Origin of the sequence: Shewanella sp. MSW (assembly GCF_007636515.1) — a bacterium.
In the GTDB taxonomy this organism is placed as follows: Bacteria; Pseudomonadota; Gammaproteobacteria; order Enterobacterales; family Shewanellaceae; genus Shewanella; species Shewanella indica.
The window spans coordinates 139,909-154,933 of sequence record NZ_LVDR01000003.1 but is presented as its reverse complement, the minus strand read 5'-3'; the positions used below and the strand labels follow the sequence as shown (position 1 = coordinate 154,933).

Below are 15,025 nucleotides of genomic sequence, written 5' to 3'. Positions count from 1 at the left end.
CTCGCGGCCCACCATGGCCTGAACATAAAAGACAGTGTGCGCTATGACCAATCAATACACCTCCGATGCCATTGAAGTACTGAACGGACTGGATCCGGTAAAACGCCGTCCCGGCATGTATACCGATACCACTCGACCCAACCATATGGGTCAGGAAGTCATAGATAACAGTGTCGATGAGGCCTTGGCCGGGTTTGCAACTCGAATCGATGTGGTGTTGCACACAGACAACTCCCTTGAAGTTACAGACGATGGCCGTGGTATGCCGGTGGATATTCACCCTGAGGAGGGGATCCCCGGGGTCGAGCTGATCCTGACCAAATTGCACGCCGGTGGTAAGTTTTCCAACAAAAACTATCAATTTTCCGGTGGTTTGCACGGGGTGGGGATCTCTGTGGTCAACGCCCTTTCTCGAAGAGTCGAGATCACTGTGCGCCGCGATGCCAAAGTCTATGAAATGGCCTTCGAGCATGGCGATAAGGTCGAGAGCCTCAGGGAAACCGGTACCTGCGGGCGCCGCAATACCGGCACCCGGGTGCAATTCTGGCCTGAGCCCAGCTATTTTGATTCGCCCAACTTTTCGGTCACCAAGCTGACTTACCTGTTGCGGGCCAAGGCAGTGCTCTGCCCCGGGCTCAGAATTCGTTTCACCAACAAACAAAACGCTGAGGTCCATGAGTGGTTTTATGAAGAGGGCCTGACCGACTATCTGAAAGACTCCCTTAAAGAGGCACCGGCTCTGCCGCAGGAGCCTTTTGTTGGTAGTATCAAAACCAATTTGGAAGCCGCCGACTGGGCCATTACCTGGCTGCCCGAGGGCGGAGACAGTATCAGCGAAAGCTATGTTAACCTGATCCCAACGCCGCTTGGTGGTACCCATGTGAACGGTTTCCGTCAGGGACTGCTCGAGTCGATGCGTGAATTCTGTGAGTTTCGCAACCTGATCCCAAGAGGAATTAAGCTTAGCCCGGAAGATATCTGGGATAAGGCCAGTTTTATTCTGTCGGTGAAGATGCAAGATCCGCAATTTGCCGGTCAGACCAAGGAGAAACTCTCCAGCCGCCAGTGCTCTGCATTTGTGTCGGGTGTGGTGCGTGATGCCTTCAGCCTCTGGCTCAACAGCAACACAGATCAGGCCGAACTGCTGGCCGAAATGTGCATCAATAACGCCCAGAAGCGTCTCAGGGCGGCGAAGAAAGTTGCCCGCAAGAAGGTCACTTCCGGCCCTGCTCTGCCCGGTAAACTGACCGACTGTACCGGCCAGGACCCGGCGCGTTCCGAGTTATTTCTGGTGGAAGGGGACTCGGCCGGTGGCAGTGCCAAACAGGCCAGAGACAGAGAATTTCAGGCGATCATGCCGCTGCGGGGTAAGATCCTCAACACCTGGGAAGTGGAAGCGAGCCAGGTGCTGGCCTCTCAGGAAGTGCACGATATCTCAGTGGCTATAGGCTGCGATCCCGACAGCGACGATATTTCCGAACTCAGGTACGGCAAGATCTGTATTCTCGCCGATGCCGACTCAGACGGTTTGCACATAGCGACCTTGCTGTGCGCGCTGTTTCTGAAGCACTATCGCACCTTGGTTGAAAAGGGGCATGTGTATATCGCCATGCCGCCACTGTTTCGTATCGATATCGGCAAAGAAGTGTTTTACGCTTTGGATGAGCCTGAAAAGCAAGGCATTCTTGACCGGATTGCCGCAGACAACAAGAAAGGTAAAGTGCAGGTCACCCGCTTTAAAGGTCTGGGTGAGATGAACCCACTGCAACTGAGGGAAACGACCATGGATCCTAACACCCGTAGATTGGTGCAGCTGACGATAGACGATGTCGACGAGACGGTGGCATTGATGGACATGTTGCTGGCCAAAAAGCGTTCGGGTGATCGCAAGTCGTGGCTGGAAACCAAGGGAGACCTTGCTCAGCTGTAATCGCCCTTGATGTGCCAATAACTATAAAATTTAAAGGCAAGGATATGATGAACCTGAATAACAGAATCGGTATCGCGGCCGGTGGAGGCTTGCTCCTGTTGGGAGCTGTGTTGCTGAGCGCAGCGGCCCATGCATCTCAGTCGATGATCATTACCGTGACTAAAGGCTTTGGTGTTTCTCTTTATGCTACAGATGTTGGTGATGCCAAACAGATGGCAGTAGGAGATGAAGGCACTCTGTTTGTCGGTTCTCACAAGAGCGGTACGATTCACGCTTTGGTCGACAGTAACCATGATGGCCGGGTCGATAAACGTTATCTGATAGCCAAAGGCTTGGATTACCCGGAGGCGTTGGCTTTCCACAAGGGTGACCTTTATGTTGCCCTGGAAGATAGAGTGGTGGTGTACCAGGATATTGAACCTAGGCTCAGACGTCCTCCGCGCGCTCGGGAAGTCTATGATCAACTGCCGGGCAACGGCAGAAAGAGTGCCAGAGCCATGCGCTTTGGTCCGGATGGCAGGCTCTATATTGCTATCAGCGCCCCTTGTAATGTGTGTGAGCCCAGCGCCCCTTTTGGCAGCATCATTGCCGTGAATGTAGACTCGGGCGGGAGTCAGCAGATAGCACTCGGAATACGTAATGTCATAGGTTTTGACTGGTCGCCACTGGATAACCGCCTTTGGTTTGCCGATATGAGCCGTGATTGGATGGGGGATAATCTGCCTCCTGATGAAATCAACCGGGTTGACGTTGCCGGGGCGCATTATGGTTTCCCTTATGTACATGGCAAAGATGTCCAGGAACCTGCCTATGAAGAACCCAAGAGCCTGAATATCACCAAGCCAGTCTATGAACTGCCGGCCCATGTATCCCCTATGGGGATGCTGTTTTATCGCGGAAACCAGTTTCCCGCTGAATACCATAACCGGATTTTATTGGCAGAGAACGGCTCCTGGAACCGTTCCAGCAAGGTGGGCTATCAGATAGTGGTGCTGGAAACCGATGGCCGCCAGGTGAGCAATCGCCGCACCCTGGTGAGTTTTCTCGATGGTGAGTTTCCGGTGGCCAGACCCCATTCACTGGCGATAGCCCCGGATGGCGCCGTCTATATTTCGGATGATCTGAAGGGAAACATTTACCGCCTGTATTACAAAGACACTGGTGCAGAAGATGCTGAATCTGAGTCGGACTATGCGCCGGCACCTGAACAGGAAAATAAATAATGAGTGATGCGATAGCCTTGAGCCTGGATGGCGTGGAGCAGATGCCGCTCAGGCGCTTCACCGAAGAGGCGTATCTCAACTATTCCATGTATGTGATCATGGATCGGGCCTTGCCCCATATCGGCGATGGCCTTAAGCCGGTGCAACGGCGAATTGTCTACGCCATGAGCGAGCTGGGATTATCGGCGGCGGCCAAATACAAGAAGTCGGCCCGTACCGTGGGTGACGTGCTGGGTAAGTATCACCCGCACGGCGACAGCGCCTGTTATGAAGCTATGGTACTGATGGCGCAGCCCTTTACCTATCGCTATCCCTTGGTGGATGGTCAGGGTAACTGGGGGGCACCGGACGATCCCAAGTCGTTTGCGGCCATGCGTTATACCGAAGCCAGGTTATCCAAGTTTTCCGAGGTGCTGCTTAGCGAACTCGGTCAAGGTACAGTGGACTGGGGCGTCAACTTTGACGGCACCCTGAAAGAGCCCTTGGTACTGCCGGCCAGACTGCCGCATATTTTGCTCAACGGTATTACCGGTATCGCTGTGGGTATGGCGACGGATATCCCACCCCATAACGCCCGCGAGCTGGCCAGCGCCTGTATCGAGCTGCTGGATAATCCTAAGGCTGATCTGCCGCGGCTGATGGAATTGGTGCCCGGGCCCGATTATCCGACAGCGGCCGAAATCATTACCCCGAGCGCTGAAATTGCCAAGGTCTATGAGTCGGGCCGCGGATCAATCAAGGCCCGTGCGGTTTACACAGTGGAAAACGGTGAAGTGGTAATAACGGCTTTGCCGCACCAGGCCAGCTCCAGCAAGATCCTCGAGCAGTTGGCGGCGCAGATGCAGGCCAAGAAGTTGCCCATGGTGACAGACTTGCGCGATGAATCGGACCATGAAAGTCCGGTGCGCTTGGTAATAGTGCCGAGATCCAACCGGGTCGATATCGAACAGATGATGGCGCACCTGTTTGCCACCACAGATCTGGAAAAGAGCTATAGGGTCAACCTCAATGTGCTCGGTCTCGATGGTCGGCCCCAGGTCAAGGGCCTCAAGCAACTCTTGAGTGAGTGGCTGGAGTTTCGAATTCATACAGTGCGCCGCCGTCTGGAATTCCGTCTGGATAAAGTACTGGCCAGGTTGCATATTCTTGAAGCCTTGATGATTGCCTTCCTCAATATCGATGAAGTGATAGAGATCATCCGCTTTCACGATGAACCCAAGGCCGAACTGATGCGCCGCTTTGGGCTGACAGATAAGCAAGCCGAAGCGATTCTGGAGCTCAAGCTGCGCCATTTGGCCAAGCTGGAAGAGATGAAGATCCGTGGTGAGCAGGATGAGCTCGAAGCCGAGCGGGAAAAGCTGCAACTGCTGCTCAGTTCGGAACGCCGCTTGAAGACCTTGATCAAGAAAGAGTTGCAGGCAGATGCGGAAACCTATGGTGATGACCGCCGCTCGCCACTGGTGGTGAGAAGCGAATCCAGAGCGTTGTCGGAGCAGGAGTTGGTGCCAACCGAGCCCGTGACTGTGGTGCTATCTGAAAAGGGTTGGGTACGCTGTGCCAAGGGCCATGATATCGACGCTGCCGGGTTGTCCTACAAGGCAGGTGACAGTTTCCTCTGCGCCGCGGCCGGACGCAGCAACCAGCAATCTGTGTTTATTGACAGCGCCGGGCGTGCCTTCGCCACGGATACCCATACTCTGCCTTCGGCCCGCAGCCAAGGGGAACCTATTACCACCAGATTCAATCTGGCCCCGGGGGAGAGCATGGAGCACGTATTGCTCGGGGATGATGATAACTGCTTCCTGCTGGCGAGTGATGCCGGTTACGGCTTTATCTGCGCCTTTAAGGACATGGTGTCGCGCAACAAGGCGGGTAAGGCTTTGCTGACGCTGCCGACCAATGCCAAGGCTTTGACGCCACGTAAACTGGATAAGTCCAGACCCAGTTCGATTCTGGCCATCACCAATGAAGGGCGGATGCTGATGTTCTCCATGGAGGCACTACCGCAGTTGGCCAAGGGCAAGGGCAATAAGATTATCGGCATCCCATCGGAGCGGGCGAAAAACCGTGAAGAGTTGGTGACTCACCTTTACTTGGTGCCGGAAGGCGCCAATGTCACCCTTTGGGCCGGCAAGCGTAAGCTGACACTAAAGAGCAGCGATCTGGAGCATTATCGTGGTGAGCGTGGCCGTCGCGGTGCCAAGCTACCTAGAGGGTTGCAAAGAGTCGACAGTGTTGAAGTCAGTGTGGAGGAACCGGCGCTGTAGCCCGACCCAAAAGTAGCCCGGCCCAAAAACCACAAAAGCCGCATCATGATGCGGCTTTTGTTTTTTACCTGATATATCAGGCGACTTCGTAATAATTGGGCTCAAGATCCAGCTGATTTTGGATGATTTGCGTCGCCATCCGTACACACTTACCGCATTGATCACCCACCCCGAGGCGTTTTTTCACCTCGCTGAGGCTAACATCTCCCTGGCTGACTGCCTGCTTTATCTGGGTATCCGTAATTGCATGACACAGACAAACGTACATTTATCGGGCTCCGGTTACTGCTGGTAAGTGGACGTTATTTTTCAATACGCAATTCTAAATGAAAACCGTTATCAATACTAATAACGCTTGGATATATTTTAGGGTAGATCACCCTTTAGTTGGTTATTAGGGAAGGTGCGAACAAGTCTCATGTGTGCTCTGCGTCGGCTGGCGGGCTTGGATGCAAGGCGTGGTTCGCAGCAAATGGCCCTAGTCCTTTGCAAGAACTTCCTTAGGTCTTTAGTCAGAAAATAGCACCGCGCCCGGAGGAATGGGCGCGCTAGAGGAAGGATTAGTAACCTCTGTCGAAGTACACCAGGTTCTCCAGTGATTCAGCATTGAGATAGTGGTGATAGTTGCGGGCGAAGATATCGACCACCTGAGACGGGAAGCTGGGCGCTGAAATATGGGGAGTGATTACCGCATTGGGGCGATCCCAGATGGGATGCAGCGGTGACAGCGGCTCCTGGGCAAACACATCCAGCACGGCTTTAAGCCGGTTTCTGCGGCCGAGTTCGACCACCAGGGCATCGAGATCTAGGGCGTCGCCGCGGCCTATGTTGAACAGTATCGCGCTGTCTTTGAGTAGTGCCAGTCTTTCTTTGCTCAGCAAACCTCGGCTTTCCTGAGTGCTCGGCAGAGTGTTGACAACCACATCGGCCTGGGGCAAAAGCTCATCGAGCTGGGCCGGGCTGATGATGCAATCAAAGCCCGCGACGGCCCTTTGGCTGCGGTTCATGCCCCAGACCTGCATTTTGAAGTGTTTGGCGCTGGCGGCCAGGTGCTCGCCGATGGAACCCGTGCCCAGGATCAGCATCTTCATCCCCTGCAAGGTGGCCAGAGGACCTGGGTGCCAGTATTTCTCCTGCTGCTGGTGATGATACAGCGCATGTTGGCGAACTTCGGCGAGCAGATAACCGAACACGTATTCGCTCATCAAGGGGCCGAAGATCCCCTTCACATTGGTCAGCAGGTAGTCTTTTCTGGTTTTAGCGCCAAGCAGTTTATCGACACCGGCGAAGGTTGATTGCAACCAGCTGAGATTCTTGCCGTGACTCAGCAGCGGTTGGGCCAGAGCCGGCTCGGCCAGCCAGATATCGGCACTGGCGATATTGGCCGGGTCATCGCCAAGGATAGTGAGGCCAGGAAGTGATTTTTCGGACAACAACTGTCGATATTCAGCATTTTCCCGGGTGAGTAACAGCAGCTTGTATGCCATAGTATCAGTCCTTGTTGTTTTCGTTATTTTTATGGATTTATATTTTAATGGATTCAGTTACGCAACTGCTGACCCAGCTGGGTAGTCAGCTCTATCCCTGGCTTAATGAGATAGCCACCGCCATGGTTGCCTGCGTCATTTTGGTGTTCGGTGCCGACTTCAACCGTTTTCTGCGCCGTAAGCTCGGGGCACGCAATTTTGTACTGCGCACGCTGATCTTTATTCTGGTCAACGCCTTTGGTTACGGCATGCTGATAGTGGCTCTTAGCCCCTGGCTCGCCAGGCAGCTGGCGCACCTACCGGCGCTGTGGACTTTACTCTTGGTCAGTGGCACTTTTATTTTTGTCGGCGGCTGGGCCCAGCGCAATAACCAGAGTTGAACAATCTAACCAGAGATCACTCAAACCAGTGGCGGTAGTCGGTTTGTGACTCATGAGTCAATGCGGCGGCGGCTCTGTCTGGATAGTTGGCAAAAATTCCATCTACCCCCAGCGCCGCTAGTGCCCTGATATCATCGGCATCATCTACGGTATAGACATACACTTTGGCGCCGCGCTGATGAGCATCGGCTACCAGTTCACGGCTGATAAAGCTGATATCCAGATGCAGTGACCAGGCTTTGAGCTCACTGACCACGGCGGCTTGGTTGAGCGCTATCCCCTCGAGCAGTGGCGCTACCGGTATCTCGGGCAACTGCTGTTTTACCTGTTTGAGCCAGAGATGATTGAATGAAGACACCAGTAGTTGCTCTGGCTGGTAGCCGAGTTGCAGTAGCTGCGGGTATTGCTGGATAAAAGGCTCGACGCAACCTATTCCCTTGAGCTCTATGTTGACCGTCATGCGCCCCTCGATAAGCTCAAGTACCTGGCGCAGGGTAGGGATAGGCTCTCCCTCGACCCTCAGCTGTCTTAGATAGCTGCTGCTTTGCTGCGCGAGTAGCCCTTTGCCGTCGCTCTTGGGACTTAAACGGCGGTCATGAAACACCCAGAGCTCACCATCGGCGTGGTGCACGTCCAGTTCAACTGCATCACAACCAAGCTCTAGTGCCAGCGCCATCGCCTTAAGGGTGTTTTCCGGCGCATAACCACTGGCGCCACGGTGTGCGAAAATCAACATCTGCGATTAACCTCTGATAATACCGCTGGTGTCTTTGTTGTGCGTGTTGCTGATATGCACTTCGAGCTGAGGGTAGGCCAGCTCCAACTGATTCTCCTTGAGCTTCTTGCTGATCCGCTTATGCAGATCGTGGCGCAGCGGCCAGCGGGAAGACATATCTTTGGCATAAGCCCTGACTTCATAGTCTTGAGTGTGCTTGCCGAAACCGGCGAACCAGACTTCCGGTTCTGGGGTCTCCAGTGCGTTCTCACACTCTTTCACCGCCTGGTAGAGCGCGGCCTCCACTCTAGCGGGATCTGAATCCCTGGCGACCGAAACATAGATGATCACCCGGGTAATGGGATCCGACAGCGACCAGTTAATTAGCTGCTCTGTGATAAAGGCCTTGTTGGGGATGATAATTTCTTTTCTGTCCCAATCTATGATGGTGGTCGCGCGGATTTTGATCTTGGATACCGTACCTGTAAGGTCGCGAATAGTGACGGTATCGCCGATCCGCACCGGCTTTTCAAACAGTATGATAAGGCCCGAGATAAAGTTGGCGAAGATCTCCTGCAGACCAAAACCAAGACCCAGAGTCAGCGCTGCAATTAACCATTGCAGCTTGGACCACTCCATCCCCAGGGTGGCAAAGCCGATGACAATACCGATAAAGACCACCAGGTAACGGGTCACAGTGGTGATGGCAAAGCCGGTTCCTGGAGTGAGATCCAGTTTTTGCAGTATAGTCAGCTCCAACAGGCCGGGCAGGTTGGTGGCTATCATCATGGAAAAGCCGACCACGATAGCGCCAAATACCAGTGATTTCATGGTGATGGGCAGCGGTTGCTCGACTCCGCCTACCCCGGTAGTCGTTGTAGTCCAAAGAGTAATGCCATCGAGGAAGCTGAATAGGGCGGTATGAGTTTGGGTCCACAGGCCGACCAGGCAGGCGAGAAACGCCAGCAGCAGCAGGGATCTCACCAACCCCAGTGATTGGCTGGACATGGTTTCCAAATCGACAACCGGCTCTTCATAGGTGTCCTGATGATCGTTGTTGCTTGATGAGGTATCACCTTTTTCCCGCTGCGCCAGACGCTCGGCCCGGCGGGCCTTGGCGCGATCGAAGGCGATGCGGCGCCTTTCAATCAACATCCAGCGTTTCAGCAACTGGTACAGCAACAGAAAGCCGAGTCCCAGCAGTAAAGAAAGCTGCAGCTGCAGCAGCATCTGGAAGGCGGTGAAGTAGTAGCCTCTGAATGCCAACACGGCGCTCAGTGGCGGCACCAGCAACAACAGTAGCCACAATAGCTTTTGCAGCAGACGCTTATTCTTGTCGTCCAGATGGCTTTCACGATAGCGACGGGACAGAGTCAGTACGTCCCGATAGAGCATAAACAGCATGATACAGAACAGAATAAAGGCGCCGCGGCCTATGCTGTTGCGCACCAGAGATGAGTCGAGAATTTCGGTAAAGCCCATGACGCCCACCAAGGGCATGGTCATGATAATAAAGCGGCGAAAACGCTGCTGGCCCTGGCGGATCACCTCTTGTGGCCGTTTGAAATGGCCTATAAGCAGGCCCTTGTCCAGTGCCAGCAGATAGATGAAGCGATAGAGCTGGTACAGGCTGCCTATAGCCAGCACGCCCATACCTATGGCTTGAATGGGGTTACTGTCGGACTGCAGCATAATCAAGCCGGCCGCCACTATGGGAAAGGGTTTGAACAAGCTGTAACCGGCGCTGATTAGCAGCGCTTGGATGGTGTAGATGAACTTATCCTGGGTCACCTTGCCGACCGGCGCCTCACATTCGCGCATCATGGTCTTGAATCTGGGGGTGAGAATATCCTGTGCTACCAGACACAACACCGCCAGGATGATCCACCAGGACCAGTAAGGACTCAGTTCGGTCAGCCCCTGCTTTATTTCCGGCAGGTCGGTTTGTTGCCAGAGCCAGAGACTGGAGCGCTGCAGATCCGTCAGCCACAGCTTGCTGATGCTGTAGGCGTTGGGCACCCAGAACAGGTGTTCATTGAGGGTGGATTTGAGTCTTTGATAGCTGTCGGTGAGCAGCTCATACTTGCTTTTGAGCTTGGCCAGTTCACTGAGGTAGGTGTCATAGCCTTTCAATAACTGACTCAGCAAGGCCTGTTGCGATTCAAGCAGTCGTAACTGAGATTCATTGTTGTAGGCTTGGGTCGTTAGCAGTTGCTCATTGGCGGCAAATTGCTGCTCAATCTGATAGCGATTGAGTCTGGCATCGGCTATCTGGGTTTGCAGGTGTTCTTGGTTGGGGGGCTTTGGCAGTGACTGCAGGATCTGCAAAAAGCGCTCACCGAAAACCGGGTTCATCTTGACCCAGCTGATCTGCTCTTTGATGTTGTCCAGTTGCTTGCTGTGGGACTGATCCTGCTTCTCCGCCTGCTCCTGCAGGGCAATGGTCTGTGCCGTCTGCTCAGTCAATTGCTGTAACTGCTGACCATACTTTTGGTTGGCCAGACTCAGCTCTGTGGTCAGGCGATCGCGGCCATCAGCCTCGGCATTAAGAGTTTCGGCCAGTGTGGCATTGACCTGCTGCTGCCTGGCATCGGTAATGGCGCGGTTAAGCTGTTCGATAAGCAGCTCTTGTTGCTGCAACTGCTTGCGTACCAGTTGCAGTTGTAACTGATGCAGTTCGCGCTTTTGTTGGCTGACCGCCAGTTCGCTTTCCAGAGTGGTGAGCTGTTGCTCCAGCAATAACAACTGTGCCTGTTGCAGCTCTTTGGCGGCATTGTCACCGGCCACCGCCTGACTCTTTTGCTGTTGCAGCAGGGCCTGTCTGATTTTTACTATTTCGGCAGGTAATTCGCTATGGCGCTTGAGCATGGCGCTGTTGGCCTGACTGAGGCTGGTTTCACTCTCTTTCAGTTCGGAAAGGCGCAGATAGGCCATGGAGGCCTGCTGATCCAGATCCTGATGGCGTTCGGGCTTAAGTGGTGTGGCGGCTTCCTGCAGCAGATCATAAAGATGCTGGCGTCGGCTTTCGAAATTAAGTTGCAGTTCTTGATAGCTGCGGTTGGTGTCGGCAAGTTGTTGAATGCTTTTTTCCAACTGCGCCAGTTGTTGCTCCTGCGACAGGGTTTCAGTGTTTTGTTGATTAATTCCCAGGCGTTTATCCAACCCCAGTGGCGAGTTGGCCTGGGCGGTGGCGACAAAAAAGAGACAAAACAGCAGGATGCAGGCTCGAACCATAGTTAAATTCAAAGAGTTAAATACAAAGAGTGAATCGACAGCTCATATTAGCTAAGTTAAGCGGGTTTTGATATGTCAGCCAAGGTTCTTTTTCGGGGCTTGTGATTTGTGACTCTGTGATGTTTCAAACAAGGCGGTTGCTACCACCAGAGTACCGCCGATGGCGGTTGTCAGCGTCAGCGACTCATCCAGCAGTAACCAGGCGAGCATAGCGCCATAGAAGGGTTGCAAGCAGGAAACTAAACCGACAGTTTTGGCGCTCAAGTATCTGAGTGCGGAAGTAAACAAGGCATGGGGCGCCGCGGTAAAGACGACTCCCAAAAGCAGCAGCAATCCCCAGGTTTGGTTGTTGATGTCACCGGCATTAAGACTGTGCCAAGGGGCCAACACCAGCACTGCCACCGCGGTTTGATAAAACATTGCTTGCTGGCCGCTGTAGGCGGTGAAGTAGCGTTTGTGCAATAGGTTGCGGGCGGTGAACAAGATGGCGGAAACAATCCCAACCAGGATCCCAAGGGTAACGTCGTTGCCCAATGACGGCTCGGGGATCAGCAGAATCACCCCCAGCAATACTGCCAAACCGCTGACAAGATCTCTAAGGTGTAAGCGACTGCCGGTAAACCAGGGTTCGACCAGCACTGTCATCACAGGATAGGTGAAAAAGGCTATCATGCCGATGGCGACAGAGGAGAGTTGCATCGCCGCAAAGTAGGTCACCCAATGGAGGCTGACAATCACCCCAAGCAACAGGGCGATGAGGTAATCTTTGCCGCGCAGCAAGCGCAGGCGTTGACGACTAAGTTTAACCAGCAGCGCCAGAACTATGGCGGCGATAATGCAGCGCAGCAGAGTGATATCGAGGGCGCTTAAGGGGATAAGTCGGGAGAACAGGGCGGTTCCTCCGAACAGGAGTACCGCCAGATGAAGTTCTGTCAGGCCTGTACGTGCTTGCCCCTTGGCAGACAAGTTCAGTCCTCTATTTTGGCAAAAGGTGTACCCATACGGGTTACGGCACCTGGCTCAACACCATCGGCAAATTCATCCAGGGCGTCCTTGGCAAACAGCATGACCACGGTACTGCCCAATTTGAAGCGGCCCATCTCGGCACCTTTCTCCAATGTGATGGCATCCGGCCCTGTGGTGGGGTATTCCCAGGTAAACACGCGCTTGCCTGTCGGCGGCGTGACAGTGCCAGCCCAAACGGTTTCTATGCTGGCCACTATGGTTGCGCCGACCAATACCATGGCCAGGGGGCCAATTTCGGTTTCGAATATGGCGACCACTCGCTCGTTACGGGCAAACAGCCCGGGTACATTGCGGGCGGTCAACGGGTTGACTGAGAAGAGTTCGCCGGGCACATAGGTCATTTTCGACAGCGTGCCTTTGATGGGCATATGGATTCTGTGATAGTCCTTGGGAGCCAGGTAGATGGTGGCAAAGTCGCCGTCTTCGAAGCGTTCGGCGTCTTTGGCCTGATTCCCCAGCAGGGTCAGAGCCGAATAGTGGTGGCCTTTGGCCTGAAAAATACGGCCGTCTTCAATGGGACCACACTGACTCACGGCGCCATCGACCGGGTGCACTATGTATTCTGAGTCCTGATACAGAGGGCGTGCGCCGTCTTTCAGGGCGCGGGTGAAAAAAGCGTTGAAGCTCTTGTAAGCTTCAGGCTCGCTTTGGGCCGCTTCTGACATATCTATCTTGTACTGTTTGATAAACCAGCGAATAGCCCAGGTGGTCAGCTTGCCGGCTTCGGCCGCTGCCAGTTTCCCTACCAGGCGGGACAACAGGTGCTTGGGCAGCATGTACTGCAGTGCAATCTTCACTTTATCCAATTTTTGCTTCCTTCAAATGGGCTTTGCCAGCTTAAATGTCGTCCATGCCGGCGCGGAAGTGGCGGGCGTGACGCTGTTCATCCAGACTGGAGATAATTCTGTGATAATTGTTGAATCTGTCTTCGGCAATTTTGCCTTCCTCTACCGCTTTACGCAATGCACAGCCGGGATCGTCCAGATGTTTGCAGTCGCGGAATTTACAGCCGCCGAGAAAATCACGGAACTCCACGAAGCACCAGCCGACACGGTCGGCAGGTAAGTGCCAGAGGGCAAATTCGCGAACCCCGGGTGAGTCAATCAGATCGCCACCGCTGGGCAGGTGAAGTAGTTTCGCCGTGGTGGTGGTGTGTTGACCCAGGCCTGAATTTTCCGATATTTCCCCGGTTTGCAACTGCGCCTGCGGTAGCAGGGCATTGATAAGAGATGATTTACCTACCCCGGATTGCCCGGCGAATACACTGGTTTTGCCTTGCAACAGGGTTTTCAGTTGTTCTATCCCTTCAGCGGTTTTACTGCTGACTTTATAGACCGGGTAGCCGATAGCACGGTAGCGGGCCAGGGCGGTTTCTACTTCAACAGCCTGAGTCTCATCCAGCAAGTCGACCTTGTTGAGAATGATCACCGGCGGGATCTCTGTGTCTTCTGCCGCCACCAGGTAGCGGTCAATAATCTGGGTGGTAAAGCTGGGCAGTATAGATGACACTATGAAAATTTGATCTATATTGGCGGCAATAACTTTAACGCCATCATAGAGATCAGGCCGGGTCAGTGACGAGCTGCGTGGGTGGACGGCTTCAACCACTCCTGCGACGGTAGTTTGTGGGTCGGTCGCCAGACGTACCACCACTTTATCGCCTGTAACCAGGCTGCCTATGGTGCGGCGAAGATTACAACGAACCAGTTGGCCATCATGGGTTTCAATATCGGCATGCTGGCCGAAACGGGAAATAACCGTGGCCTCCAGTTCGGGGCCGAGTGAGCTATCTTGTATTTCAGGGGCAGTCTCAGTAGCGTTTTTCCCACGTTGCAGACGCTTCTGGTGATTGGCTTTCATACGGCGCAGTTGGCCATGGCTCAATGGTTTCTTTTTACTCACAGGCAGCTCTTCGCGGTATAAGGTGATTTTGTGTCTTGGCAAAAAGCAGTATGATACACGGTCTTAAATAAAAAAGCCTGAATTTAGGCGAACTGGAACGGTGGGCTGAGCTATGGTTGCGGATGAAAATAACCTGATTTGGATCGATCTCGAGATGTCCGGGCTGGAGCCTGAAACCGATAGAGTATTGGAAATAGCAACCTTGGTTACAGACAAGGAGCTGAACATTATCGGTGAAGGGCCAGTGATAGCAATTCATCAGAGTGATGAAGTGTTAGCCGCCATGGATGATTGGAATCAACAGCATCACGGCGCTTCCGGGTTGATTGAGCGGGTGAAAGCCTCCAAACACACAGAGGCTGACGCCATAGCTGAGACTATTGCCTTTTTGAGTAAGTATGTGCCTAAAGGCGTGTCTCCCATGTGCGGCAACAGTGTTGGTCAGGACAGACGCTTTCTGAACAAGTATATGCGTGAGCTGGAAGAGTACTTCCATTACCGCAATATCGATGTCAGTACGGTGAAGGAACTGACCAAGCGCTGGCAGCCGGAAATCATGAAGGATTTCAAAAAGCAAAATACTCATCAGGCGTTGATGGATATTCAAGAGTCGATCGCCGAGCTGAAGTTCTATCGTGAGCGAGTATTTAAAATTTGAGCGATCGGACGATAAATCTGTTTTAGGGGGTTGCAGCAGATGGAAATTTCCATATAATGCGGCCTCACCTTTCCGCTGGTGGTAACCAGTGTGAACGGTTAAAGTAAGTGGAAATGCGACATTAGCTCAGTTGGTAGAGCGGTACCTTGCCAAGGTACAGGTCATCGGTTCGAACCCGATATGTCGCTCCAAATTCCAGACGC

12 protein-coding genes and 1 tRNA gene are annotated in these 15,025 nt (G+C 53.5%); 6 read left to right on the top strand and 7 right to left on the bottom strand.

The window, feature by feature from the left end; translation table 11 throughout:
• The first annotated feature begins 43 nt into the window (after positions 1–43).
• From parE to parC, 3 genes are read left to right on the top strand one after another with little or no spacing between them, the layout of a single operon-like run.
• Complete coding sequence (gene parE / locus AYI96_RS03895) at positions 44–1,930, top strand: DNA topoisomerase IV subunit B (RefSeq protein WP_071476826.1); 1,887 nt, start codon at positions 44–46, stop codon at positions 1,928–1,930.
• Positions 1,931–1,974: 44 nt separating this feature from the next.
• Positions 1,975–3,153 (top strand): PQQ-dependent sugar dehydrogenase, encoded by a 1,179-nt coding sequence (locus AYI96_RS03890; RefSeq protein ID WP_083399850.1) that lies wholly within the window; start codon positions 1,975–1,977, stop codon positions 3,151–3,153.
• Complete coding sequence (gene parC / locus AYI96_RS03885) at positions 3,153–5,420, top strand: DNA topoisomerase IV subunit A (RefSeq protein WP_039034492.1); 2,268 nt, start codon at positions 3,153–3,155, stop codon at positions 5,418–5,420. The genes AYI96_RS03890 and parC overlap by 1 nt, the downstream gene beginning before the upstream one ends.
• Before the next feature lie 76 nt (positions 5,421–5,496).
• On the opposite strand, the gene AYI96_RS03880 is transcribed toward parC, so the two are convergent.
• Positions 5,497–5,688, bottom strand: coding sequence for a bacterioferritin-associated ferredoxin (locus AYI96_RS03880; protein ID WP_025009364.1), 192 nt, complete (start codon positions 5,686–5,688; stop codon positions 5,497–5,499).
• Positions 5,689–5,980: 292 nt separating this feature from the next.
• Positions 5,981–6,907 (bottom strand): D-2-hydroxyacid dehydrogenase, encoded by a 927-nt coding sequence (locus AYI96_RS03875; protein ID WP_039034493.1) that lies wholly within the window; start codon positions 6,905–6,907, stop codon positions 5,981–5,983.
• A 47-nt stretch (positions 6,908–6,954) separates the two neighbouring features.
• Here AYI96_RS03875 and AYI96_RS03870 point away from each other — a divergent pair, with 47 nt between their 5' ends.
• On the top strand, positions 6,955–7,287 hold the full coding sequence (locus AYI96_RS03870; protein ID WP_039034494.1) for a DUF3392 domain-containing protein: 333 nt from the start codon (positions 6,955–6,957) through the stop codon (positions 7,285–7,287).
• 16 nt (positions 7,288–7,303) lie between these two features.
• Here AYI96_RS03870 and AYI96_RS03865 read toward each other — a convergent pair whose 3' ends face one another.
• The 5 genes from AYI96_RS03865 to rsgA all read right to left on the bottom strand — a co-directional run bounded on the left by AYI96_RS03865 (position 7,304) and on the right by rsgA (position 14,164).
• On the bottom strand, positions 7,304–8,023 hold the full coding sequence (locus AYI96_RS03865; protein ID WP_144361036.1) for a glycerophosphodiester phosphodiesterase: 720 nt from the start codon (positions 8,021–8,023) through the stop codon (positions 7,304–7,306).
• 6 nt (positions 8,024–8,029) lie between these two features.
• Positions 8,030–11,236, bottom strand: coding sequence for a mechanosensitive ion channel domain-containing protein (locus tag AYI96_RS03860; RefSeq protein WP_144361035.1), 3,207 nt, complete (start codon positions 11,234–11,236; stop codon positions 8,030–8,032).
• A 75-nt stretch (positions 11,237–11,311) separates the two neighbouring features.
• Positions 11,312–12,202 (bottom strand): DMT family transporter, encoded by an 891-nt coding sequence (locus AYI96_RS03855; RefSeq protein WP_405130411.1) that lies wholly within the window; start codon positions 12,200–12,202, stop codon positions 11,312–11,314.
• Between the two features lie 2 nt (positions 12,203–12,204).
• Entirely contained in the window at positions 12,205–13,068 is an 864-nt protein-coding gene (gene asd, locus AYI96_RS03850) for an archaetidylserine decarboxylase (RefSeq protein ID WP_039034498.1), read from the bottom strand.
• Between the two features lie 31 nt (positions 13,069–13,099).
• On the bottom strand, positions 13,100–14,164 hold the full coding sequence (gene rsgA, locus AYI96_RS03845) for a small ribosomal subunit biogenesis GTPase RsgA (RefSeq protein ID WP_144361034.1): 1,065 nt from the start codon (positions 14,162–14,164) through the stop codon (positions 13,100–13,102).
• A 112-nt stretch (positions 14,165–14,276) separates the two neighbouring features.
• Between rsgA and orn the strand changes: the two genes are divergently transcribed.
• Together orn and AYI96_RS03835 are read left to right on the top strand one after the other, a co-directional pair.
• A complete protein-coding gene (gene orn, locus AYI96_RS03840; protein WP_039034500.1) occupies positions 14,277–14,822 on the top strand; it encodes an oligoribonuclease in 546 nt (181 codons plus the stop codon).
• Between the two features lie 115 nt (positions 14,823–14,937).
• Positions 14,938–15,013: transfer RNA gene (locus tag AYI96_RS03835), tRNA-Gly, on the top strand.
• The last annotated feature ends 12 nt before the right edge of the window (positions 15,014–15,025 follow it).